The following is a 23,304-nucleotide window of genomic DNA, read 5'->3' as shown; positions in this document are numbered from 1 at the left end:
CACCGCTTACCGATAAAAAAGCCCGTTCGATTACGATGCTCATGGAAAAAAAGTCCGCTGTCCGCCCCGCCGCCGTCGCGCTCGACGTTGTCGACTTTGCCTGGCCCGACGGGCAGCAGGTGTTCGCCGGCTTGTCGCTGACGGTGGCGCCCGGCGAATTCGTCGCCATCCTCGGGCCGTCCGGCTGCGGCAAGACCACCCTGCTCAACCTGCTGTCCGGCTTCGAACAGCCGGACCGGGGCAGCGTGCGCATCAATGACGCGGCGGTGCGGCCGGACATGCCGGAACTCGGTTATGTGTTCCAGTCGCCGCAACTGTTTCCCTGGCTGAGCGCGCTGGAAAACGTGCGCTTCGGCCTGCGCATGGCGAACCGGCTGCCGCCAGCGGCGCAATACGCCAGGGCGCGCGACTACCTGGCCCTGGTCGGGCTGGCCGGGGCCGAGGCGAAGCTGCCGCATCAATTGTCGGGCGGCATGCAGCAACGCGTGTCGCTGGCGCGCACCCTGGCGCTGGAGCCGGCCCTGCTGCTGATGGACGAGCCCTTCGCCGCGCTCGACGCCATCACGCGCAACAGCATGAACGAAGAAACCCTGCGCCTGTGGTCGGCGCTGGGACAGACCACCCTGTTCATCACGCACGACATCGACGAAGCGGTGTTCCTGGCCGACCGCGTGGTGGTGCTGGGCATCGCCCCGGCCGGGATCGCGCGCATCGCCGAGATCGACCTGCCGCGTCCGCGCAGCATGCGGACCACGCGCAGCCTGCCGCGCTTCATCGCCTGCCGCAATGCGCTGATGGAACAGATCAACCTGGCCGTGCAAGCGGCTTGAACCGATATCAATCCCGACACGGAGCCTGCCCATGCTGAAACACACTCTCGCCCTTGCCCTGTTCGCCTGCGCCAGCCTGGCCCACGGCGCCGACCAGCCGCTGCGCGTCGGCTGGGTGTTCGCCATGGCCAATGCCCCGGCCCTGATCGCCGACAAGAAAGGCTTTTACGCGGCCGAGGGCCTGAAGGTGGACCTGCGCCAGTTCGGCGACGGCCCGCTGCTGCAGCAGGCGGTCGCCGCCGGCGAACTCGACCTCGCCTACGTGGGCGCGCCGCCTGTGTACCAGTGGGCGTCGCGCGGGCTGGAGGCGAAAATCATCGCCAAGGTCAACTACGGCCAGGCCGCGCTGCTGGCCGACGCGGCCAGCGCGGTCACGAGCGTGGCCGGGCTGCGCGGCAAGCGCCTGGCCAGCTTGCCAAAAGGCAGCGGCATGGACGTGCTGCTGCGCGGCTTCGTGCTGCGCGAACACGCCAGGCTCGACCCCGACCGCGACCTCGGCATCGTCGCCATGGCGCCGGCCAACATGCCGGCCGCGCTCGAGCGCCACGCGGTCGACGCCGCCTTCACCTTCGAACCCTTCGTCAGCCAGGCCCTGCTGCGCGGCAAGACGCGCCTGCTGCTCGACGTCAACCAGGCGCTGCCGAATCACCCCTGGTACGTGATCGCCGCCCTGCCCGCCACCCTGGCCGAGCGGCCGGACGAGGTGGTCAAGCTGTTGCGCGCCCATGCGCGCGCGGTCGCCTTCCTGAAGACCCATCCGGCCGAGGCCAACCGCCTGATCGCCGCGGCATTCAAGCTGGAACCGGTGCAGGCGGCCAACGGCGCCGCCATTCCCGCCGAGGCGATCGTGCAGGAAGCGCGCAAGCGGCTCGGCTGGTCGGCGCGGCTGGAAACGGCCGACCTGGAGTTCATCCAGCGCCTGATGGATTACTCGAGCGCGCTCGGCTTCATGGGCAAACCGATGAACGTCGCCGACCTGGTCGACACCACCTTCCAGCGCCGCGCCGAGCAGGCTGTCGGACAGGGTGGACACCAGGGTGGGAAATAAATTGCGCCGGCCGACGCCGAACTGGGGCTGGGCCTCCCTGCCCTGCCTGCTGCTGGCGTGGAGCCTGCTGGCCAGCCGCTTTCCCGCCTACATCCTGCCGCAGCCGTGGGAGGTGGCGCTGGAAGGCTGGCGCTGGGCGCGCAACGGCAGCCTGTGGCCGCAGCTCGGCGCCAGCCTGACGGAAGAGCTGGGCGGTTTCTCGGCCGCCGTGCTGGGCGCGCTGCTGCTGGGCACGGCCACGGGCCTGTCGCGCCGGCTGCGCGACTTTGCCGCTCCGCTGACCGGCCTGTTCATGGCGATCCCGCCGATCGCCTGGGCGCCGCTGACCATGATCGTCTTCGGCATCGGCTACTGGTCGATCGTGGTGGTGATCTTCATCGCTGCCGTGTTCCCGATGGCCGTCACCGTGCAGCAAGGCGTGCAGGCGATCCGCCACGGCGAGGTGCGCGCCGCGCGCGTGCTCGGCGCCAGCCGCTGGCAACTGCTGCGCCACGTGTACTTTCCCGCTTCCCTGCCCTGCCTGACGGCGGCGCTGCGCATCGGCTTCAGCCAGGCCTGGCGCGCGCTGGTGGCGGCCGAAATGATCGGCGCCAGTCGCGGCATCGGCTGGATGGTCTCGACCGGCGGCCAGATCGGCAACAGCAGCCAGGTACTGCTGGGCATCGTGCTGATCGGCCTGATCGCCTGGCTGATGGAAAGCCTGGTGTTCCGGCGCATCGAACGACATTACCAAACCTGGCGTACCTAACTCAGAGAGACTTGCATGCATCGATTCGACCCGAAAACCGAAGCCGGCCATTACATCGCCCCTATCGGCTTATACGAACGCAACAAGGAGCGCCCGTTCCTGGGCGCCGTCAGCTGCGAACGGCGCACCCTGGTGGCCGGCGAATGGACCGAGCTGCGGCTGGTCTATACCGTGGGCGGCTCGGGCCTGGCCGATGGCGCCTGGCTCAAGCTGGCCTTCAAATTCTATTCGGACTGGGCGCTGTTCCAGACCAGCGACCCGGGCGCGGCCAATTTTGTCACGGCCGAGTACCACGCGGGCGCGCTGGCGCCGGGCCAGAGCGCGGCCACCGTGCAGCACCTGACCGTGCGCTTCGACCAGAAAGGCCACGAGCGGCCGTTCCAGAAAGCGGTGATCGTCGATATCGTCGACGGCTACCTGAACCCGGGCGACCGCATCGTCATTCGCCTCGGCGACCGGCGCCAGGGCGGGGCCGGCACGCGCGTGCAGAGTTTTGTGGAACAGGGATTCCGGTTCCGCATGTTCATCGACCCGCTCGGCAGCTCCAAGTTCGCCGAAGTGCCGGGCGACATTTTGCTCGACATCGTCCCCGGCCCGGCGCGGCGCTTGCAGATCATCGCCCCGCGCCTGGTCGGCAACGACGAAGCCTTCGACATCCTGGTGCGCGCCGACGACGCCTGGGGCAATACCGCGCGCAATCTGCCGCTGGCGGGCACGCTGCGCCTGCGCGGCCCGCACGGGGTGGCGCGCGAGCTGCCCTTCACCCTGGCCGCCGAAGGCTGGGCGGTGGTGCGCCTGGCGGCCCTGCGCCTGCCGCAGCAAGGCGAATGGCGCATCGATGCGGCCACGGACGACGACGGCGTTGCCGCGCCCGCGCCGGCGCTCGCCTACATCGACAGCGACAGCGGCAGCGGCGCCCTGCGCGCCCTGTACGCCGACCTGCACGTGCACTCGGACGACACGGTCGGCACCAACGACACCTTGTACAACCTCAGCTACGGGCGCGATGTCGCCGGGCTCGACGTGCTCGGCTATACGGCCAACGACTTCAACATCACCGAGTCGCGCTGGGACAAGGCGGTCGAACTGATCCACAGCCTGAACGAAGCGGGACGCTTTGTCTGCTATCCGGGCACCGAATGGTGCGGCAATTCCAGCGCCGGCGGCGACCGCAACGTGGTCTTCCTGCGCGACGGCAAGCCGCAATTCCCCTTCGACAAGCACGGACGGCTGGTGCGCTCCTTCGAATGGAACGAATTCACCGCCGGCACCCTGAAACCGGGCGCCTGGCCGGTCGACCAACTGTACGCGGCGTACGCGCACGACCCCGAGGGGCACCTGATGATGCCGCACATCGGCGGACGGCGCTGCAACCTGGACTGGCACCATCCCGAGCTGGAGCGCCTGATCGAGGTCGGCTCGGCCTGGGGCCAGTTCCACTGGGTGTATGCCGAAGCGCTGCAAAAAGGCTACCGCATGGGGGCGGCCGCCAACAGCGACGAGCACCAGGGGCGCTGCGGCGGCGGCGTGCCGGCGACCGCCGTGTTCGGCTCGCGCGGCGGGCTGACCGGCGTGATCGCCGACCGCTTCGACCGCGAGGGCGTGGCCACGGCCCTGCGCGCGCGGCGCACCTTCGCCACCACGGGCGAGCGCAGCTTTGCCAGCCTGCGCCTGGGCACGCACTGGATGGGCGAGGTGGTGCGGGCGCGCGCGGGCGAGGCGCTGAGCTACCGCCTGCTGGGTGACCAGGGCTGGGAAGAAGTGAGCCTGTACGACGGCGAGCACTGCGTCTGGCAGCGCGACCTGCAGCAGGAAGCCGGGCTGGCGCCGGCGAAGGTGCGGGTGCGCGTGGGCGGGGCGCGCGTGCGCGAGCGTTACCGGGGCGCGTACTGGAGCGGCACGATCCGCGTCGTGGGCGCGCTGGTGCTCGACGTCGAGGCGTTCGGGCTCGACCATCCGGAACAGACGTGCTGGCGCCAGGATGCCACCACTGTCGCGTTTCGCACCAGCACCAGCGGCGACACCGACAGCATCGAGCTGAGCCTGTCGACGCTGTCCGGCTGCACGATCGAGGTGAGCGCACGCATCGATGGCTACGTGAAGGTGGGCGATCCCTTGCAGCCGCAGGCGTTCGTGCACGCGCCGCAGGTGGGCCTGACGGTGACGGGCGAGCAGTTGCACGGGCAGCCGCGTCACGAGCAGCGCTTGCCGGGCGCCGAGCTCAGGCTGTCGGTCGAGCGCATCAGCGATGCGGCCCTGCCGCGCGAGGTAACGGGCGAGATCGCGCTGGCGGCGCTGGCGCTGGCGCCGGAACGCGAGCATCCGCTGTTCATCACGGCACGCCAGCGCGACCAGTCGCGCGTGTGGACCTCGGCCGTGTTCCTGAGCGTCACGTAAGGGCGGACCCCGGAAGCGGCGCCCTGGCGTGATGGCCGGCGCCGCCATCGGTTACACTGCGCGCATGAAAAATTTTGAACTCCGGCGCGACCGCTACGAGGTGTTCCGCCAATTCGACAATCCCCTCCTCAATATCAGCCTGACCTTGGAGCTGCCCGAGTTCCGGCCGTTCTGCAAGGAGCGGCAGTTGCCGCCGTTTCATTTCTTCCTGTATTGCGTGCTGTCCGCGATTGAAACGATCGATCATTTCATGTACCGCATCCATGAAGACGAGGTCATCAGGATCGAGGATTTTATCGGCTCGTTCACGGTGATTAACGGGGATAACAACCTCAATTTTGCGCGTTTTACGCGCAGCGCCGACCTGCGCGAATGTATCGAACGCAGTGTGCGCGCCGGCCGCGAAGCGCAGGCGAGCCGCGCGCTGATCAATACCAGCGCCGACCTGACCCCGCGCCAGGCCAGGGAAAATGTCTACATCACCTGCATGCCCTGGTTCGAGATGCGCGCGATCGAGCATCCGATCTTCAGCCACCGCGCCGCCGATATTCCCTCGCTCGCCTGGGGCAGATTCAGCGCGCCGGCGGGCGACGCGATGACGGTGCCGTTTTCGGTGCAGGCGCATCACGGCTTTGTCGACGGCTATCACGTGCATCTGCTGGCGCGGGCGATTGCCGACCGGGTGGCCGCCGTCATGGCGGCGCATCCGCAGCGATAGCGGATCTGGACCAGGCTGCCCGCTGTCCGCCCAGCATGCGCACGCCTGGATGCCTGGCTGGCTCGCCTGGAACAAGCTGGCGCATGCCCGTAAGCCGAGCTGACAATTTTTGGTAGACACGGATCCTTCATGCCGATGTCGGCAAGCTTTCCTTCATAAACCACTTGATTCTCGAAAGTAAAAGTAATTCCAATTCAATGAAAAGAAAGAAAACGAAATATGCTTGTTCTTTCGAATCGGGAGGAATAAGATGGGCGCAGATTGCATGTCCAAGTGACAACTCCGGCTGCAATCGCCCCACTTAACGGTTCCAACCTGGAGAATCCCTGATGAAGCGTGCAAAGATCGTCGTATCCCAACTGACTTGCCTGGCCATGCTGGCCCACACCGGCGTTGCGGGCGCCGCCACCATCACCGTCGGCCCCGGCCAGTCGATCCAGAACGCGGTGAACACCGCCATCGCCGGCGACACCGTGCGCGTGCTGGCCGGCACCTACACGCAGAAAGTGAAACTGGCCGACAAGAACGGCAGCGCTGGCAACTTCATCACCGTCAAGGCCGACGCCGGCGCGATGCTGAGCGGGACCGGCCTGGTGCCCAGCGACCGCGAAGGCTTGATCACCATCAGCAATTCGAGCTATGTGCGCGTGGAAGGCTTCGACGTCGCCAACTTCGTCACCGGCGGTTCGACTACGCCGGTCGGCATCCTGGTTGAAGGCAAGGGTTCGAACATTCAGATCGTCAACAACAAGATCCACAACATCAAGCACACCAGCACCTGCAAGGAACCGTGCGCGGTCGGCGCGCATGGACTGGCCGTGTTCGGCACCCACGCGAGCGGCATTACCGACCTGCTGGTGCAGGGCAACGAGGTGTACCAGAACGTGTTGCAATCCAGCGAGGCGCTGGTGATCAACGGGAACGTCGACCGTTTCGAAGTCTTGTCGAACAATGTGCACGACAATAACAACATCGGTTTCGATTTCATCGGCTACGAAGGCGAATGCAGCGGCTGCGGCGAGAACGACCGGGTGCGCAACGGCATCGTGCGCGGCAATACGGCGAAGAACAATTCCAGCAAGAGCAATCCCTGGTACAACAAGGTCGGCTCGGCGGGCGGCTTTTACGTGGATGGCGGACGCAACATCATTTTCGACAGGAATATTTCGACCGGTAACGATATCGGCTTCGAGTTCGCCAGCGAGCACAAGGGCAAGGCCACCGAGGATATCCTGATGATGAATAACTTCATCTTCAACAACCGCGAAGCCGGCCTGTCGCTGGGCGGCTATTCCACCTCGGCGGGCGCCTCGCGCCGCATCCAGGTGCACAACAATGCCTTCTACAAGAACCAGGGCTGGGGCACCGAACTGCTGTTCCAGTACAAAGTGACCGACAGCCGCTTCAGCAACAACATCTTCTTCGGCGAAAACAGCGCGGAGGAAGCCTACGAGGTGTCCGGCAGCGGGAACAGCAACAATGTCTGGGGCAAGAATATCTGGTGGGGAACGAGCACGGCGTCGTCCTCGCTGCCGGGCAGCAAACTCGTGGCCGATCCGAAGTTCGTGGCGCCGGCCAGCGGCAACCTCAGGCTGCAGGCCGGTTCGCCGGCGATCGATGCCGGGGCCGTGACGGCGGCCGTGACGAACTGGAGCTCGCCGCTGTGGACGCGCTACTTTCCGTCGGGCGTGATCGCGGTCAACGGCACGGCCGATATCAACGGCCAGGCGCGCATCGAAGGCGCGATCGACCTGGGAGCGGACGAGTTCGGCACCGCCGCCGTCCCGGCCGGCGCGCCGCGCTAAGCGCCGCGCCGGGGAGGCCATCGGACGCCGATGGCCTCGTGCCGCTTACAGCTTGGTGTTGCCGCGATACCAGTCGCTACCGACCCGGCGCAGGTCGGCCGTCTGCACCGAGCCGAGCGCGCCGGAACCGCTGCGGCTCTCGTCGATGCTCTGGATGCGGTCGAACGAGACCGTGGTGTCGCGGTCATAGGTCGTGCTGTGCAGCAGCACCGTGCCCTTGTTCCAGTCGACGCTGGTCAGCGTACCCTGCTCGATGGTGTAACTGCTCGACCCGTACGGCACATAGATCATCAGGTATTTGCCGGTCTGGATTTGCATCAACTGGCGCCGGATCTGCTGTTCCCAGTTATCGAAAGGCGGCTCGGCATCGAGCTTGGCGCTCTCCTGCTTGCTCCACTCGTCGGCCGCCGCCAGCATGCCGGCGTATTTGGCGCGGTCGATGGTGCGCAGCACTTCCTCGGCCATGCGCACCTGTTCCGTGTAAGGCAGGAACCTGGGGATCTTGAATTCGTCGCGCCACTGCTCGGTGCGCACGATGTAGTCGGCCTGGCTGCTGTAGGTGGGCAGCGCGGCGACCTGGCGCCGATGCTCTTCTTCGAACCAGACGTCGGCTTCCGCCTCGATCTGCTCGTACTTATCGATACCGGCGTCGAACAGGGCGCGGTCCGCGATCTCCACCTTCAGATCGTAGGGAAAGTCCTCCGCGATATTGAATTCCTTGCACCATTTGGGCGACTGCGCCACGAAATCGGCTACCGACAGATCGAACGGGTTGATGTTCATATGGGTGATCTCCAGTGAATGATGTGAATGTCATTGACCTGCACTTCCCCTGATTGACGCCGGACTGATGGCTCAGCCTCTTGCCTGCCTGTATCGCAGCACACATTGATTTGCCGCAAAGGCAAGCTTACTCTTCAATTAACCATAAAACAAAGGCAAACTAACGTTTCGGGGGCGAACGGTTACAATCACCCGGACTGCATGGAGAACGCGATGAAGCTGAACTGGACCTTGCCGCTGCTGGCCCTGGCCGCCGTGCCCGCGCTGGCCACGGAACTTGCCGCGCCGGCGGGCGGCTGGAACCGCTCGGGCCTGGTCGACAGGAGCGGGGAAGCCACGGTGGCTTATCCGCATTCCCCGATCGACCGCGGCGCCCAGAGCAAGCGCAGCATGATCAAGGGGCGCATCGCGGCGGCCGCCGGCAAGCGCGCGCCGCACCAGCTGGTGGTCAACGGCAATCCGCTGCGCCTGACGACCGACGCGCAGGGCGAGTACGCCCGCCCCTACCTGTTCGGCGCCGGTTCCAACAGTGTCGAAGTCAGGTCGCCGCAGGGCAAATCGCTCAGGCGCGTGCAATTCTACGAAACCAGCGCGGGCCGCCCCCTGCCCGGCCTGCGCGTGATCTGCGCCTGGGACGACACCGAGGCCGAAATCGACCTGCACATCGTCACGCCGGACGGCCAGCATGCCTACTTCGGCCACCCGGTGCTGAGCAACGGCGGCGGCCTCGACGTCGACAGCGTGGACGGCCCCGGCCCCGAGATGTACACCATGACGGCGCCCTTGCGCGGCAACTACCACGTGTACATCAATTACTGGGGCAAGCTGGGCGCGAACGGCTATCACTTCGACGAGAGCCGGCGCCAGATGGAGATGATCACCGCGCGCGTGACGCTGGTGTACAACGAAAACACGGCGCGCGAAAAGCGCGAGGAATTCGTGCTGCCCATGCGCAGCATCGGCGAACTGACGCTGGTCAAATCGTTCACGTTCTGACCGGCGCCAGCCCCACCGCTTACAGCTTGATCTCGGTCCCCAGCAGCGCCAGGAATTGCGCCAGCCACTGCGGGTGCGCCGGCCATGCCGGCGCCGTGACGAAGTTGCCGTCCGTGACAGCCTGGTCGACCTCGATCGGCGCGTACTCGCCGCCGGCCATGCGCACTTCCGGCGAACAGGCGGGATAGGCCGAGATGCGCTTGCCGCGAATCACATCGGCTGCGGCCAGCAATTGCGCGCCGTGGCAGACGGCGGCGATCGGTTTGTTGGCTTGCGCAAACTGGCGCACCAGCGCGATCACGCGCTCGTCCAGGCGCAGGTATTCCGGCGCGCGCCCGCCGGCGATCATCAGGGCATCGTAGTTGCCGGCCTCGGCGTCATCGAAGCTGGCGTTCAGCGCGAACAGGTGGCCCGGCTTTTCGGTGTAGGTCTGGTCGCCTTCGAAGTCGTGGATGGCGGTCTTGATCTTGTCGCCGGCCTTTTTGCCGGGACAGACCGCGTGCACCGTGTGCCCGACCATCTGCAGCGCCTGGAATGGCACCATCGTCTCGTAATCCTCCGCGAAATCGCCCGTCAGAAACAGAATCTTCTTTCCAGCCATGCTTTTCTCCTTGGTAAGTCATGAGGGTGTGACAACGTGATGCTTCAGATAATACCCCCGAATCGCGCTTGGAACCGGTAGGGCGGGCGATGCTGGCGGGTCCGTTCGGCAAGCGCCGCCACATGAACCAAAGTGCTACAGTAAAATACGATATTCAGTCAACAGCGAGAATCCCATGAACCATCCAGTGACGTCGCCTACCAGCGGCACGCTCTCCCAAAGCGAACTCGCGGCGTACGCCGACCGCGTGTGGGATGAAGAAATCGTTCCGGCCCTGGTCCAGTACATCGCCGTGCCGGCCAAAAGCCCTGCCTTCGATGCCAACTGGGAAGCCAACGGCTATCTCGACCGGGTCGTGCGCGATGCCGAAGAATGGATCAAGAGCAAGAAAATCCCCGGCCTGAAGCTGGAAGTGCTGCGCGTGCCGAACCGCTCGCCGGTCATCTTCTTCGAAGTGCCTGCCACCAAGGCGGACTCGAAGGACACCATCCTGATGTACGGCCACCTCGACAAGCAGCCCGAATTCGACGGCTGGCGCGGCGACCTGGGCCCATGGACGCCCAAGTACGAAAACGGCAAGCTGTACGGACGCGGCGGCGCCGACGACGGCTACGCGGTGTATGCCTCGCTCACCGCCGTCATGGCGCTCGACCGCCAGAACATTCCGCGCCCGCGCTGCGTGGGCCTGATCGAAACCTGCGAAGAAAGCGGCTCCTACGACCTGCCGCCTTACCTCGACATGCTGGGCGACCGGCTGGGCCAGGTATCGCTGGTGGTCTGCCTCGATTCCGGCGCGGGCAACTACGAGCAGCTGTGGCTGACCACCTCGCTGCGCGGCATGGTGTCGGGCACGCTCAAGGTCGAAGTGCTGACCGAAGGCATCCACTCGGGCGCCCATTCGGGCGTGGTGCCGTCGAGCTTCCGCATCCTGCGCCACCTGCTCGACCGCCTGGAAGACGCCAAGACCGGACGCCTGCTGCCGGAGAGCTTCCATTGCGAGATCCCGCACGTGCGCATCGAGGAAGCCCGGGCGACCGCCGCGATCCTCAAGGAAGAAGTCTACAAGCGCACGCCCTGGGCCTGCGGGGCCGATGGCGGCTCGGTGCTGCCGGTCACGACCGACCCGCTGGAAGCGATCCTGAACAAGACCTGGCGCCCCACCCTGTCGGTGGTCGGCGCGGAAGGCTTTCCCGATTTTGCCAACGCCGGCAACGTGCTGCGGCCCTACTCGGCCTTCAAGCTGTCGCTGCGCCTGCCGCCCCTGCTCGACGGCAATGCCGCCGCGCTGCAGCTCAAGACCTTGCTGGAAGATAACGCGCCCTACAATGCGCGCGTCACCTTCGTACCGGATGGCACGCCGGGTTCCTACGGCGCCAGCGGCTGGAACACGCCGGAACTGAGCCCGTGGCTGTCGAATGCCGTCAACGCCGCTAGCGAAAACCACTTCGGCACGCCGGTCGGCTACCTGGGCGAAGGCGGCACCATTCCCCTGATGGGACTGCTGCAAAAGAGCTTCCCGAAAGCGCAGATGATGGTCTGCGGCGTACTCGGTCCGAAAAGCAATGCGCACGGTCCGAACGAGTTCCTGCATGTGCCCTACGGTAAGCGCCTGACGGCGGCGGTAGCGCAAGTGATCGCGGCGCACCCGTAAGCGTCCGTGGAGCGCCGGCACGCTGCCGGCGCTGTGTCTTTCCAACGTTGTCTTTCGAATGACGAACAAGGATCTCCCATGCTGCCTTCTGAAGACCCTCTGCCGCTGTCGGCATTGAACGACCGCGATGACAGCTGGACCGTTGCCGAAGGGACCCATGGCGATGGTCCCATGATCGTCAGGATCAACACATCGGCCCAGCGCTGGGCCGGACATCCGCAGCTTGGCATCCGCGTCGGCTTCGCGATCCCGCTGAACCATCCGAACCCGGGCGGCTTGCCGGATGCGGAAGAAAATCGCGTCATCGGCGAACTCGAAGACCGCATCCGCGCACTGCTCAAGGAAGGCGGGCCGGTGGTGCATGCGCTGGCGATCACGACCGGCACGTTCAAGGAATTCGTGTTCTACCTGAAGAATGGCGAATGCATCGGTCCGGTTCACGAGCGGCTGCGCGCCGAGGTCACATCGCACCGGATCCAATGCATGGCCTACCGCGATCCCGCGTGGGAGGTGTACGCCTCGTTCGCGACCGAGTAGGCAGCGCCCGGCCGCAGCCGACGAGGCATGCGGCGTTCGCCGGGCTGCTTGCCTTGCGCGCCTGCACGCCGCAGCCGTGCAGGCGGGCGGATCAGGGACTCAGTGCATCGGCGCCGCGCTGCCCTCCTTGGCGATCGTGCCGCGCCAGGCGCCCGTCTCGCTGCCGCGTTTTTCCAGCAGGTCCTTGAAGCGCTGCAGGTTGGCGCGTGCCTGCATGCGGACCGCGCCGGCCATGTCGCCCATGGTTTCCAGCGCATCCTGCGGTTCGTAGTGCAACTCCAGGCTAACCCTGGTGCGCGCATCCGACAGCGCTTCGAAGCTCACCTTGCCGCCGTTCGGCGTGCCGGAGGTGCTGCGCCAGGCGATCTTTTTGTCGGGAATCTGTTCGGTGATCTCGGCATCCCATTCGATCACCTTGCCGAACACGTCCGCCTTCCAGTGCAGGCGCTTGTCGTCGAGCTGGCGCACCTCGTGCACGCTTTCCATAAACTGCGGAAATTGTTCGAACTGCGTGAACTGGTCGTACACCGTGCGCACCGGAAGGTCGACATCGATACTGACACTGGATTGACTGCCCTTGCCGCCGGACTTTTGCATCTGTTTGGCCAGCAAGCTTCCACCGACCGCGACCGCCACCAACCCGAGAATACGGCTCAACATGGTTTCCTCCTGATTGTCGATTGAGATAATCCGCGCAGCCACGGCATTCGCTGCCATGCGGCCTTGCGATGACCTTTCATGTTAGTCCCGTCCCGTACGGGGATAAATAGGCGGGATCGCAAACCGGATGTAGGAATGCTCCTTCCATCTCTGCCCGGTGCGCGGGCGCCGGCACGTTCCTGAACACGCGCCCGGCCAGGTCGAAACGGGAGCCGTGGCAGGGACAGTAAAGCCCCCGCTCCATTCGCTGCCGAGGCCGGCCGGCGCAGCGGCGGCGCGGGCCGCCACGCTCGGCGCCAGGCTTTGCAGGAAGGGAATGGCGGCAGCGGCGAGCACCGCCAGCCGCGCCGGGACCCTCGGCAGCCATGTTCGCCGCGGCAGATTGTCGGGATCATGCCCCGGCATCGGTGCTCCTTTGCGCGATACGATGTGGGCTGCTTGCTTACAGCCATGCGGCAAGCTGTTGCCGGAGCTTGTCGAACCAGCCGATGCCCGATTTGCCGCCCGCCGTTTTCTTTTCGAGTTCGTCGATCTGCTGGTACATCGGCTTGTAGTCCTTTTTGTCGCCGTAGCCGAGCGCTTCGGCGATCTGCAACTGCGCGCGCGCGGCTGCGATGTTCTGGGCCAGCCTGTCGTTCTCTTCCTTGCTGCGCCTGGCCTTCTCGGCCAGCGCCTGGGCCGCCTTGATCTGCTCTTCCGCGCGCAGCTTGGGCAGGGGCACGACCTCGGTGGTCACCACCAGCGTATTGAGCATGGTGCGCAGCGCGGTCTTCGCTTCGTCCATCTTGCCGGCGTCGATGAGTGGGGTGATCGCCTTGATTGCGGCGGGGTAGGTTTCGAGCGGAATATTCAGCGTACGGAATTCGACTTCGCTGGCCAGGCTCTGCATCAGTTGGCGCGCCTGTTGCACCTCGCCGTCGCGCAAGCGGTCGCGCACGTCTTTCACGGCGGCCTTGATGGTGTCGCTCTTCGCCAGGACGTCGTGCGTGAGCACATCGGTGCGCACGGGCGCGAGCGCCAGCTTGGGACTGCGCGCCAGGATCAGCTCCAGGGTGCCGGTGGCCGAGGCGAGCGCCGAGAGCGCGTCGCGGGTGCGTTTTTCGTCGAGCGCCTTGAGCGCTTTTTCGGTGTCGGCGATGGCCGCCTGGGCTTCGGCCATCAGTGCGCGCTGCTTTTGCTCGGCCGCGTCGGCGGTGCGCTTGTCGACCTGGGGCTGCACGGCCTGGCTGGCCGGCGGCTGCGGCTCGGCCTTGCGCGGCGGCGCCGGATTGGCGTGAAGATAGAAAGGAATGAGCAGCCCCGCGACCAGCGTTGACGCGCGCAAGGCAGTACGATTCTGCGAGTCCATGTTGTCCTCCTGTACCAGGATGGTGGGTGGACCGATGCATTTCCAGTCCTGACAAGGCTTGGACCGACACGCCGCCCGGCGGTTCCGCGAACGCACGATGCTTTTTTGCTAAACACGTGCGTGGAACGGCGCAGGCGTCCAGATAAGGGCTGCAAGGTGGGTCCTGCCGCCTGATCGCCCGCCGTCGACATCGCCGCCATGGTTGACCATGTCTCGTGTTCGTGCCTATACTATCTTTACGGTTGTAAGGAGGTAGCATGAGCGCCAAGAAAGCAATATTGTCGAGGATTACTCCTGATGGACTAGGCTATCTCGTTGACAAGCGTTCGCATGAAATTTTCCACTTTACGTTCGACAAAATCCCCAATTATCGTGGCGAATCGACCGAGCAACTAGGGTTAGTAAAAGGCGATGATGTGTCGTATGAGTCCGATGACGATGGGCAAGTGACAAAAGTCATCATACCGATACGTAGCTCCAAGAAAATGTTCGCTTGGTGACATATTTTCTGAATACATCGAAGGCCCGCACGCGCGGGCTTTTTCATATATGTCACAACTGATTCTAAAACCCGACGACAAGGCAGTTGGCCGCTTTATTGTTCAGGGACCACTCTCACAAAAGGAACTAAGCCTCGGCAAGGTTATCGACCTCAGCAGACTTTTACCAGGAGACCTTGTTCTTGTAAGCGCTTGCCATCCGGGGTTCGTTGGCCGGAGCATCCAGAAAGTTCAGGAGCGAGGCGGATATATGAGGGAGCACGCAGTATGGCAACACGCCGCACTCTATATCGGAAAGGGCGTCATTTGCGAAGCAAACCGCAACGGCGTTCGCCGTGACATGCTCTCCAAATACGTTGGCGACCATCATTTACGTTTTCGCAGAAATCCGCATCTGACCGTCCCGGAGCGATACGAGCTTGCCATCCACGCTTTAGCGTCGCAAGGCATTTCGTACGATTTCAGAGAAATTATCCGCTTGTGGAAAGCCGCCCGTTTCGGTTTCGGAAACTCAACGAAAGCGAACGTACAACTGCTCGGTAAGCAGTATCCTAAACGCGCGACCATATGCTCTCAGCTATATGCGGACTGTCACGTCAGTGTCACGAAGACTGTCATTGGAAACCTGGACGGTGGCGAAACGACGCCTGCTTGCCTGAGTATGACAGCATTGCTGGTCGATGTTCCAGTCACGTGGCTCGAGATTCCGGATCTGCCCCAAGGCGAGGATCTTCCCGGACCGCCCGCGTGACATCAAGCGGGCTGCCTGCCTGACGCTCAGGCGATGTCGGGACCGTCGTCGCCATCCTCATGAAAAATCTCGGGCGCAAACAAAAAAACCCGCCGAAGCGGGTTTTAAGAATACTGGCGGAGATGGTGAGATTCGAACTCACGATACAGGTTTAAGCCCGTATGCTTCCTTAGCAGGGAAGTGCCTTCGGCCACTCGGCCACATCTCCATTCTGGCCTACACAATATTGCTAAGCCAGAAGACCAAGATCATACCGGATTCTCCCGGCGCTGAACAGGGCCGCGAGCCCTTCTTCCCGAAAAAATGCCATCTTTTCAGCAGCGGCGGCGCGCCACAATGCAAAAACCCGCAGCCTGGTGAGAGCACTGCGGGTGTCGACAGCCCGGAGCAACCTGGGCGAATTCTGGCGGAGATGGTGAGATTCGAACTCACGATACAGGTTTAAGCCCGTATGCTTCCTTAGCAGGGAAGTGCCTTCGGCCACTCGGCCACATCTCCAATCTCATCCAGCATGCTTCACCAGATCAGAAGACCAAGATCATACCGGCTGAAATTTGGTTTGGCAATGCCGCACCCGGACTTTTTGGAAAGATTATGCTTTTTCCAAATCGAAGGCCTTGTGCAGGGCGCGCACGGCCAGTTCCATGTACTTTTCATCGATCAGCACCGAGATCTTGATCTCCGAGGTCGAGATCATCAGGATGTTGATGCCCTCTTCCGACAAGGTGCGGAACATCTGCGAGGCCACGCCCACGTGGCTGCGCATGCCCACGCCCACCACCGACACCTTGGACACCTTGGCGTCGCCCGAAATGCTGGCCGCGCCGATATCGGTCTTCACCCCTTCCAGCACGCCCATCGCCTTCGCATACTCGCCGCGCGTGACGGTGAAGGTGAAGTCGGTCTTGCCTTCCACCGACTGGTTCTGGATGATCATGTCGACTTCGATGTTGGCGTCGGCCACCGGTCCCAGGATGTGGTAGGCGATGCCCGGCTTGTCCGGCACGCCCAGGATGGTGATTTTGGCCTCATCGCGGTTGAATGCGATGCCGGAGATGACGGCTTGTTCCATATTTGTATCTTCCTCAAACGAAATCAGGGTGCCCGAGTTGGCTTCTTCTTCGAGCGGCATCAGGGGATCGGTCAGCGACGACAGGACGCGGGTTGGCACGCGGTAGTTGCCGGCAAATTCTACGGAGCGGCTCTGCAGCACTTTCGAGCCGAGCGAGGCCAGTTCCAGCATTTCTTCAAAGGTAATCGTCTTGAGGCGGCGCGCCTCCGACACCACGCGCGGATCGGTCGTGTACACGCCGTCAACGTCGGTGTAAATCAGGCATTCCTGCGCTTTCATCGCGGCGGCAATCGCCACGGCCGAGGTATCCGAACCGCCGCGCCCCAGGGTGGCGATGTTGCCGTTCGCGTCCACGCCCTGGAAACCGGTGATGATCACGATCTTGCCGGCATCGAGGTCGGCCTTGACCTTGGCGTCGTCGATCGATTCGATGCGCGCCTTGGTAAATGCCGAGTCGGTCTTGATCGCCACTTGCCAGCCGGCGTAGGAGACCGCCTGCTTGCCGATCGCCAGCAGCGCCATCGCCAGCAGGCCGACGGAAACTTGTTCACCGGTGGAGGCAATCATGTCCAGTTCGCGCGGATCAGGCTGTTCCATCAATTGTTTTGCCAGGCCGATCAGGCGATTGGTCTCGCCGGACATGGCCGAAGGCACAACAATGATCTGGTGCCCGGCGTCATGCCACTTGGCGACGCGGGCCGCGACGTTCTTGATGCGGTCGGTCGAGCCCATCGACGTTCCGCCATATTTGTGGACGATTAAAGCCATAAGAGTGAAGTTTCCGCTCGGTTAAATGAAAAAGGAGGGCTTTACTCTACATGCTGCGATGCAAAAAAACAAGGCAGTCGATGGACAAATCTATACGTTATTGCTATATCGAAATTACGTTTCCGCGTAGTCCTCAGAACACGCGCGCTTCCCAGCGCAGGCTGACGAAGGGAGCCGATGCCGTCCCGAAGTGGTGGCAATCCATGCCGATGCCGGCCGCGAACAGCAAATCCTTGCCGCTGCTCACAATCGGCAGGCGCTCGCGCTCCCAGGCCGGCACGTCGCAGGCCTGGTAGTGGTATTTGAGCGGGCGCGTGGGGCGGTTGGCGGCCGGCTTCAGGCGTTCGCCGCCCTTGCGGAAGTCGATCAGCAAGGGCTGCGCGCGCAGCCAGGCGCCATCGAAGCCCTGCCCCGCCTGGTCGAAATGCAGCACCCCGCCGTAGGCCGGGAACGCCATGCTCGCTTCGCCGTTCCAAGTGAAGCGCTCGCCTTCCTTGACGATCACGCCTTCGTCGTCGGGATCGCGCTGGCCGGCCAGGCCGGCCAGCTTGGGGGTGATGTACAGGCGGTCGCGGTGGCGCCGGATGTGGCAGTCGGGGTGCGTCACCAGCAACTGGGCGTCGTGGCGCGCTTCGACCAGCTGGGTCACCATTTCGCCCAGCCAGGCGGTCGACGGCATGCGCAGCGAACGCTGCGCGAACCAGTGGCGCAGCATGTTGTAGGCGCGGTCCAGGCTCATCGCGCGCAGCCTGGCGACGTCGATGCAGTCGTCGACCAGGCAGCCGGCCAGGTCTTGCCCGGCCAGTTCGGTCAACAGGCGCTGGGCCGACTGCGCGTGCGCGGCGCTGCGCGCAAAGCGTTCCTGGTAGCCGGGAAAGGCGCTCGCCAGCGCCGGCATCACCTGGTGGCGCAAGGCGTTGCGCGCGTAGCGCGGATGGGTGTTCGATTCGTCTTCGACGTAAGCCACGCCGAAGGCGGCCACGTAGGCTTCGAGCTGCTGGCGCGAGACCGGCAGCAGGGGACGCGCCATCACCAGGTCCGGATTGCCCAGCAACTCGGGCGCGGCGTTGGCCGCGTCCATGCCGGACAGGCCGGCCGTGCCGGAGCCGCGCAGCAGTTGCAGCAGCACGGTTTCGGCCTGGTCGTCGAGGTGGTGGGCGGTCAGCATCAGGCGCACGCCGTGCTCGCGGCACATGTCGCCCAATGCGGCGTAGCGCAGCTTGCGGGCCGCCGCTTCCACGCCGGATCTGGTCTTTTCCAGGGTCACGCGGCGCGCGGCGAAGTTCACGCCGAGCGTGGCGCAGCGCGCTTCGCAATGCGCCAGCCAGGCATCGGCGTTGGGGCTGATGCCGTGGTGGACGTGGAAGGCAAACAGGGGAAGGTCGCTGGCGGCGGCGTACTGCGCCGCCAGGTGCAGCAGGGCCGAGGAATCGAGCCCGCCGCTGTAGGCGATCGCCACGGATGGGCGTTCGCCCTGTGCACGCAACGCATCGAGCGCCTGCGCAAACTGCGCTGCAAGCGCTGCGTTGGTCATCGGGGTCACTCTTCGGCCGGGGTCGTTTCTTTGAATTTGCCGTAGCTCATCAACTTGTTGTGGCGGGCTTCCAGCAGGTCCTTGGTCTTCATGCCCTGGAACTGGCGCAGGGTGTCGGCCAGCGCGCGCTTGAGCATGACGGCCATGTTCTTCGGATCGCGGTGGGCGCCGCCGAGCGGCTCGTTGATGATCTTGTCGATCAGGCCCATTGCCTTGAGGCGGTGCGCGGTCAGGCCCAGCGCGTCGGCGGCGTCCGAGGCGCGCTCGGAGGTCTTCCAGAGGATCGAGGCGCAGCCTTCCGGCGAAATCACCGAGTAGGTCGCGTACTGCAGCATCAGCACGGCGTCGCCCACGGCAATCGCCAGCGCGCCGCCGGAGCCGCCTTCGCCGATGATGGTGGCGATCAGCGGCACCTTGAGTTCGGCCATCACGTACAGGTTGTGGCCGATGGCTTCGGACTGGCCGCGCTCTTCGGCATCGATGCCGGGGAAGGCGCCGGGCGTGTCGACGAAGGTGAAGATCGGCAGGCCGAATTTTTCGGCCAGCTTCATCAGGCGCATGGCCTTGCGGTAGCCTTCGGGCTTGGGCATGCCGAAGTTGCGCAGCGCGCGTTCCTTGGTGTCGCGCCCCTTCTGGTGGCCGATGACCATGCAGGACTGGCCGTTGAAGCGGGCCAGGCCGCCCACGATCGACAGGTCGTCCGCGTAGGAGCGGTCGCCGTGCAGTTCGTGGAAGTCGGTAAAGATTTCGTTCACGTAGTCCATGGTGTACGGACGTTGCGGATGGCGCGCAATCTGCGACACCTGCCATGGCGTGAGCTTGGCGTAAATATCCTTGGTCAGCTGCTGGCTCTTCTTGGCCAGGCGGTCGATTTCTTCGGAGATGTCGACAGCCGAATCGTCCTGGACGAAGCGCAGCTCTTCAATTTTGGAATCGAGCTCTGCAATTGGCTGCTCAAAATTGAGGAAAGTTGTTTTAATCATTGTACCTCCGGGTAAATTCTGGCCGCAACATACCCCACCGCACGGCCGCTACAGGCGCTATTCTACCGGAACCGGATCGAGGCTACGCCACAAATACCACGTAGCGACCGTTCTCCACGGTTCCCAATTGGCCGAGACCTCGCGCGCATCGCTACGCGATACAGGTTCGCCGGAAAAGTAGTTCTGGCTGATGCCCTGGATCAAACCTGGGTCGTCCAGCGGCAAGACGTTGGGACGGAGCAGATTAAATATCAGAAACATCTCCGCTGTCCAGCGTCCGATGCCGCGAATCTGCACCAGCTCGGCGATGACGGCTTCGTCATCCATCTCGGCCCACTGGTTGGCGTGCACGCGCTTGGCCTTGAAATGGTCGGCCAGGTCGAGGATGTATTCGGTCTTGCGCTTGGACAGCCCGCAGGCCGACAGCTGTTCGGCGCCGGCCTTGATCACCTGGGCCGGCGTGATCCTGGGGCAGGCCAGCAGCAGCTTGTTCCAGGCGGCGTCGGCGGCCTTGGTGGTGACCTGCTGGCCCACCACCGAGCGCGCCAGGGTGGTAAACGGATCGCCGTGGCCGACCAGGTGCAGGTCGCCGAACTGGGGGATCAGCTTCTTCATGATGCGGTCGCGCTTCATGAGTTCGACCTTGGCTTGTTCCCAGTAGGCGGGCACCTCTAGCGGCGGCGGGGTCGTCCCCGCCGTTTCCTTGGTTGGCGCCATCATGCACGGCGCCAGTTGGTCGTGCCGTCCGGCTTGTCCTCGAGGACGATGCCGGCCGCCAGCAACCCGGCGCGAATGCTGTCGGACTCGGCGAAATTGCGCGCCTTCTTGGCCTCGCTGCGGCGCGCGATGGCGTCCACGATGGCGGCCTCAATCATGGCGCCCTCGTCCACGCCGCCCTGCAGGAAGGCTTGCGGCGCGCGTTCGAGCAGGCCCAGCACGGCGGCCAGGGCCTTGAACTGGCGCGCATGGGCGACCGACTTGCTTTTGTTCAGCTCGGTAACCAGGTCGAACAGCACGGCGATCGCGATCGGGGTGTTGAAGTCGTCGTCCATCGCTTCGCGAAAGCGGATGGCGTGGGCTTCGTTCCAGTCGACTTCGATTGCTTCAGCACCGAGCTCGATGCCGGACAAGGCCGTGTACAGGCGCGTCAGTGCCGCCTTGGCGTCGTCGAGGTTGTCGGTGCCGTAGTTGAGCGGACTGCGGTAATGCCCGCGCAGGATGAAGAAGCGGATCACTTCGGCGTCGTACAGCTTGAGCACGTCGCGGATCGTGAAGAAGTTGTTGAGCGACTTGGACATCTTTTCGGCGACCCGGGTCTTTTCGTCGACCACGCGCACGAAGCCGTTATGCACCCAGTAATTGGCCATCGGATGATCGAACGCGCCTTCGGACTGGGCGATCTCGTTCTCGTGGTGCGGGAACTGCAGGTCGGCGCCGCCGCCGTGGATGTCGAAGTGCTGGCCCAGGGTTGCGCACGACATGGCCGAGCACTCGATATGCCAGCCCGGACGGCCGCTGCCCCAGGTCGAGTCCCATTTGACTTCGTCCGGCTCGGATTCCTTGGACGCCTTCCACAGCACGAAGTCGAGCGGATCGCGCTTGCCGGTGTTGACGTCGACCCGTTCGCCCGCGCGCAGGTCGTCCAGCGACTTGCCGGACAGCTTGCCGTAGCCGGGGAAATTGCGCACCGCGAAGTTGACGTCGCCATCGTCCGACTTGTAGGCCAGGCCCTTCTGTTCGAGCTGGGCGATGATCGACAGCATCTGCGGCACGTAGGCGGTCGCATGCGGCACCACGTCGGGCGGCAGGATGCCGAGCGCGGCGATGTCCTCATCCATGTACTTTTCGAAGCGCGAGGTCAGCTGGAAAATCGACTCGCCGTTCTCGACGGCGCGCCTGATGATCTTGTCTTCGATGTCGGTGATGTTGCGCACGTAGGTGACCTGGTAGCCCGACACCTTGAGCCAGCGGTAAATGACGTCGAAGGCCATCATCATGCGCGCATGGCCGATATGGCAGTAGTCGTAGATGGTCATCCCGCACACGTACATGCCGACTTTACCTGGCTCGATGGGGGTGAATACCTGCTTTTCACGCGCAAGCGTGTTGTAGATCTTTAATTGGCTCATCAGATTCTTACTCGTTACAGCGCGCGCCGCGCTCGGGCAAAACGACAACCGGGCGCGATCGCCGCAGTGGGCGCGCGCCGGTCAGGCGTGGTTTGCATCGAGATCGCCGGAGCCCTCTGTCTTGTTCTTCTTTGATAGAATGGGACGTTCTGTACAAAGTATAGCATTGTTAAAATCCCGGCTGGCCGCATATGGATCAGGTTTATTTTTGCGGTAAGGCTTGACAGCCTCCCCTCCATATAACAACACGCACTTCACGTCAAGGATTTCAAATGCAAGATTCGTTATTGTTCCGCATGCCGCTGGTCGCCCGCTTCCTGACCCTGTTCGCCGGCCTGACCCTCAGCACCGCCGTGCTCGCGAGCGAGACGCCGCACGTCTCCCTGAAAACCACCATGGGCGAAATCGTCCTCGAGCTCGACCAGGAAAAAGCGCCGAAGACCGTCGCCAATTTTTTGCAGTACGTAAAAAGCGGGCATTACAAGGGCTTGATTTTTCACCGCGTAATCAACGACTTCATGATCCAGGGCGGCGGCATGGATGAAAAGATGCTGCAGCGCCGCACCAACAAGCCGATCCAGAACGAAGCCAAGAACGGCCTGCTCAACGTGCCCTACTCGATCGCCATGGCGCGCACCCAGGACCCGAATTCGGCCACCTCGCAATTCTTTATCAACGTCGCCGAAAACACCAACCTCGACTATCCGGGCCGCGACGGCTTCGGCTATACCGTGTTCGGCAAGGTCATTTCCGGCCAGGACGTGGTCGACAAGATCAAGGTCGTGATGGTCGACGACGTGCGCGGCAACCAGAACGTGCCGGTCACGCCGATCGTCATCAAGTCCGCCACCATCGTGAAACCCTGAACTGCCGATGTTCCCGTAAAATAGCGGCGCCGTAATCAATCACCCAACCAAGAGGAATCACACATGGCCATTCTCATTACCACCAACATGGGCAACATCACCGCCGAACTGGACGCCGAAAAAGCGCCTAAAACGGTCGCCAACTTCCTCGACTATGTGGCCAAGGGCCATTACACCAACACCATTTTCCACCGCATCATCGCCGACTTCATGATCCAGGGCGGCGGCATGGAACCGAACATGCGCCAGAAGCCGGCCGAGCAGACCGTCGAGAACGAAGCCAACAACGGCCTCAAGAACGACACCTACACCCTGGCCATGGCCCGCACCTCGGCGCCGCACTCGGCGTCGGCGCAGTTCTTCATCAACGTCAAGAACAACAGCTTCCTCGACTATCCAGGCCAGGACGGCTGGGGCTACGCCGTCTTCGGCAAAGTCACCGAAGGCCAGGAAGTGGTCGATGCGATCCGCAAGGTCAAGACCAAGAGCGGCGACGTGCCTGTCGAGCCAGTGATCATCGAAAAAATCGAAGTCATCTAAGTCATCCAGGCAAGAAGAATGATGCGCGAGCAAACTCCA

At 63.7% G+C, this 23,304-nt stretch carries 22 protein-coding genes and 2 tRNA genes; 13 read left to right on the top strand and 11 right to left on the bottom strand.

Features of this window, described 5'->3' with window-relative positions; genetic code table 11:
- Positions 1-41 precede the first annotated feature (41 nt).
- From EJB06_RS06520 to EJB06_RS06495, 6 genes are all read left to right on the top strand, one after another.
- Complete coding sequence (locus EJB06_RS06520) at positions 42-830, top strand: ABC transporter ATP-binding protein (protein ID WP_126073201.1); 789 nt, start codon at positions 42-44, stop codon at positions 828-830.
- Positions 831-861: 31 nt separating this feature from the next.
- Positions 862-1,878 carry an ABC transporter substrate-binding protein gene (locus EJB06_RS06515; protein WP_126073200.1) on the top strand — a complete coding sequence of 339 codons (1,017 nt, stop codon included), beginning with the start codon at positions 862-864 and terminating at the stop codon, positions 1,876-1,878.
- Positions 1,868-2,626 carry an ABC transporter permease gene (locus EJB06_RS06510; protein ID WP_229426955.1) on the top strand — a complete coding sequence of 253 codons (759 nt, stop codon included), beginning with the start codon at positions 1,868-1,870 and terminating at the stop codon, positions 2,624-2,626. The genes EJB06_RS06515 and EJB06_RS06510 overlap by 11 nt, the downstream gene beginning before the upstream one ends.
- A gap of 15 nt (positions 2,627-2,641) precedes the next feature.
- Entirely contained in the window at positions 2,642-5,023 is a 2,382-nt protein-coding gene (locus EJB06_RS06505; protein WP_126073199.1) for a CehA/McbA family metallohydrolase domain-containing protein, read from the top strand.
- Between the two features lie 64 nt (positions 5,024-5,087).
- On the top strand, positions 5,088-5,741 hold the full coding sequence (locus EJB06_RS06500; protein WP_126073198.1) for a CatA-like O-acetyltransferase: 654 nt from the start codon (positions 5,088-5,090) through the stop codon (positions 5,739-5,741).
- Between the two features lie 329 nt (positions 5,742-6,070).
- On the top strand, positions 6,071-7,546 hold the full coding sequence (locus EJB06_RS06495; RefSeq protein ID WP_126073197.1) for a DUF5123 domain-containing protein: 1,476 nt from the start codon (positions 6,071-6,073) through the stop codon (positions 7,544-7,546).
- A gap of 45 nt (positions 7,547-7,591) precedes the next feature.
- On the opposite strand, the gene EJB06_RS06490 is transcribed toward EJB06_RS06495, so the two are convergent.
- A complete protein-coding gene (locus EJB06_RS06490; protein WP_126073196.1) occupies positions 7,592-8,329 on the bottom strand; it encodes a hypothetical protein in 738 nt (245 codons plus the stop codon).
- Positions 8,330-8,542: 213 nt separating this feature from the next.
- On the opposite strand from EJB06_RS06490, the gene EJB06_RS06485 reads away from it, so the two are divergent.
- Positions 8,543-9,325, top strand: coding sequence for a YfaP family protein (locus EJB06_RS06485; RefSeq protein ID WP_126073195.1), 783 nt, complete (start codon positions 8,543-8,545; stop codon positions 9,323-9,325).
- A gap of 19 nt (positions 9,326-9,344) precedes the next feature.
- On the opposite strand, the gene EJB06_RS06480 is transcribed toward EJB06_RS06485, so the two are convergent.
- On the bottom strand, positions 9,345-9,926 hold the full coding sequence (locus EJB06_RS06480; RefSeq protein ID WP_126073194.1) for a DJ-1/PfpI family protein: 582 nt from the start codon (positions 9,924-9,926) through the stop codon (positions 9,345-9,347).
- Between the two features lie 175 nt (positions 9,927-10,101).
- Between EJB06_RS06480 and EJB06_RS06475 the strand changes: the two genes are divergently transcribed.
- Both EJB06_RS06475 and EJB06_RS06470 read left to right on the top strand, forming a co-directional pair.
- Positions 10,102-11,577, top strand: coding sequence for a M20 family metallopeptidase (locus EJB06_RS06475; protein ID WP_126073193.1), 1,476 nt, complete (start codon positions 10,102-10,104; stop codon positions 11,575-11,577).
- A gap of 78 nt (positions 11,578-11,655) precedes the next feature.
- The gene (locus tag EJB06_RS06470) at positions 11,656-12,114 is read left to right on the top strand and encodes a DUF695 domain-containing protein (protein ID WP_126073192.1); all 459 of its coding nucleotides are present in this window, start codon (positions 11,656-11,658) and stop codon (positions 12,112-12,114) included.
- Positions 12,115-12,213: 99 nt separating this feature from the next.
- On the opposite strand, the gene EJB06_RS06465 is transcribed toward EJB06_RS06470, so the two are convergent.
- Together EJB06_RS06465 and EJB06_RS06455 are read right to left on the bottom strand one after the other, a co-directional pair.
- Positions 12,214-12,774 carry an SRPBCC family protein gene (locus tag EJB06_RS06465; RefSeq protein ID WP_126073191.1) on the bottom strand — a complete coding sequence of 187 codons (561 nt, stop codon included), beginning with the start codon at positions 12,772-12,774 and terminating at the stop codon, positions 12,214-12,216.
- Between the two features lie 442 nt (positions 12,775-13,216).
- Positions 13,217-14,122 (bottom strand): YfdX family protein, encoded by a 906-nt coding sequence (locus EJB06_RS06455; RefSeq protein ID WP_126073190.1) that lies wholly within the window; start codon positions 14,120-14,122, stop codon positions 13,217-13,219.
- Between the two features lie 257 nt (positions 14,123-14,379).
- On the opposite strand from EJB06_RS06455, the gene EJB06_RS06450 reads away from it, so the two are divergent.
- Positions 14,380-14,622, top strand: coding sequence for a hypothetical protein (locus EJB06_RS06450; protein ID WP_126073189.1), 243 nt, complete (start codon positions 14,380-14,382; stop codon positions 14,620-14,622).
- Between the two features lie 49 nt (positions 14,623-14,671).
- On the top strand, positions 14,672-15,373 hold the full coding sequence (locus EJB06_RS06445) for a C40 family peptidase (RefSeq protein ID WP_126073188.1): 702 nt from the start codon (positions 14,672-14,674) through the stop codon (positions 15,371-15,373).
- Positions 15,374-15,487: 114 nt separating this feature from the next.
- On the opposite strand, the gene EJB06_RS06440 is transcribed toward EJB06_RS06445, so the two are convergent.
- The 7 genes from EJB06_RS06440 to cysS all read right to left on the bottom strand — a co-directional run bounded on the left by EJB06_RS06440 (position 15,488) and on the right by cysS (position 21,859).
- Positions 15,488-15,581, bottom strand: a tRNA-Ser gene (locus tag EJB06_RS06440).
- 196 nt (positions 15,582-15,777) lie between these two features.
- Positions 15,778-15,871 (bottom strand) — tRNA-Ser (locus tag EJB06_RS06435).
- Positions 15,872-15,965: 94 nt separating this feature from the next.
- The gene (locus EJB06_RS06430) at positions 15,966-17,213 is read right to left on the bottom strand and encodes an aspartate kinase (protein WP_126073187.1); all 1,248 of its coding nucleotides are present in this window, start codon (positions 17,211-17,213) and stop codon (positions 15,966-15,968) included.
- A gap of 133 nt (positions 17,214-17,346) precedes the next feature.
- Positions 17,347-18,747: a tRNA lysidine(34) synthetase TilS gene (tilS, locus tag EJB06_RS06425; RefSeq protein ID WP_126073186.1), complete on the bottom strand. Its 1,401-nt coding sequence runs from the start codon at positions 18,745-18,747 to the stop codon at positions 17,347-17,349.
- Positions 18,748-18,752: 5 nt separating this feature from the next.
- Complete coding sequence (locus EJB06_RS06420) at positions 18,753-19,730, bottom strand: acetyl-CoA carboxylase carboxyltransferase subunit alpha (RefSeq protein ID WP_126073185.1); 978 nt, start codon at positions 19,728-19,730, stop codon at positions 18,753-18,755.
- A 57-nt stretch (positions 19,731-19,787) separates the two neighbouring features.
- Positions 19,788-20,447 carry a DNA-3-methyladenine glycosylase family protein gene (locus tag EJB06_RS06415; RefSeq protein ID WP_126073479.1) on the bottom strand — a complete coding sequence of 220 codons (660 nt, stop codon included), beginning with the start codon at positions 20,445-20,447 and terminating at the stop codon, positions 19,788-19,790.
- A complete protein-coding gene (gene cysS / locus EJB06_RS06410) occupies positions 20,447-21,859 on the bottom strand; it encodes a cysteine--tRNA ligase (RefSeq protein ID WP_126073184.1) in 1,413 nt (470 codons plus the stop codon). The genes EJB06_RS06415 and cysS overlap by 1 nt, the downstream gene beginning before the upstream one ends.
- Before the next feature lie 272 nt (positions 21,860-22,131).
- Here cysS and EJB06_RS06405 point away from each other — a divergent pair, with 272 nt between their 5' ends.
- Both EJB06_RS06405 and EJB06_RS06400 read left to right on the top strand, forming a co-directional pair.
- Positions 22,132-22,725 carry a peptidylprolyl isomerase gene (locus tag EJB06_RS06405; RefSeq protein WP_126073183.1) on the top strand — a complete coding sequence of 198 codons (594 nt, stop codon included), beginning with the start codon at positions 22,132-22,134 and terminating at the stop codon, positions 22,723-22,725.
- Between the two features lie 63 nt (positions 22,726-22,788).
- Positions 22,789-23,265, top strand: a complete 477-nt coding sequence (locus tag EJB06_RS06400) for a peptidylprolyl isomerase (protein ID WP_126073182.1) — start codon at positions 22,789-22,791, stop codon at positions 23,263-23,265.
- Positions 23,266-23,304: the final 39 nt, after the last annotated feature.

This window comes from Massilia atriviolacea, from assembly GCF_003953935.1.
Classification (GTDB): Bacteria; Pseudomonadota; Gammaproteobacteria; order Burkholderiales; family Burkholderiaceae_D; genus Telluria_A; species Telluria_A atriviolacea.
Note: the sequence above shows the minus strand (reverse complement) of the source record. Positions and strands in the feature narration are given on the sequence as shown.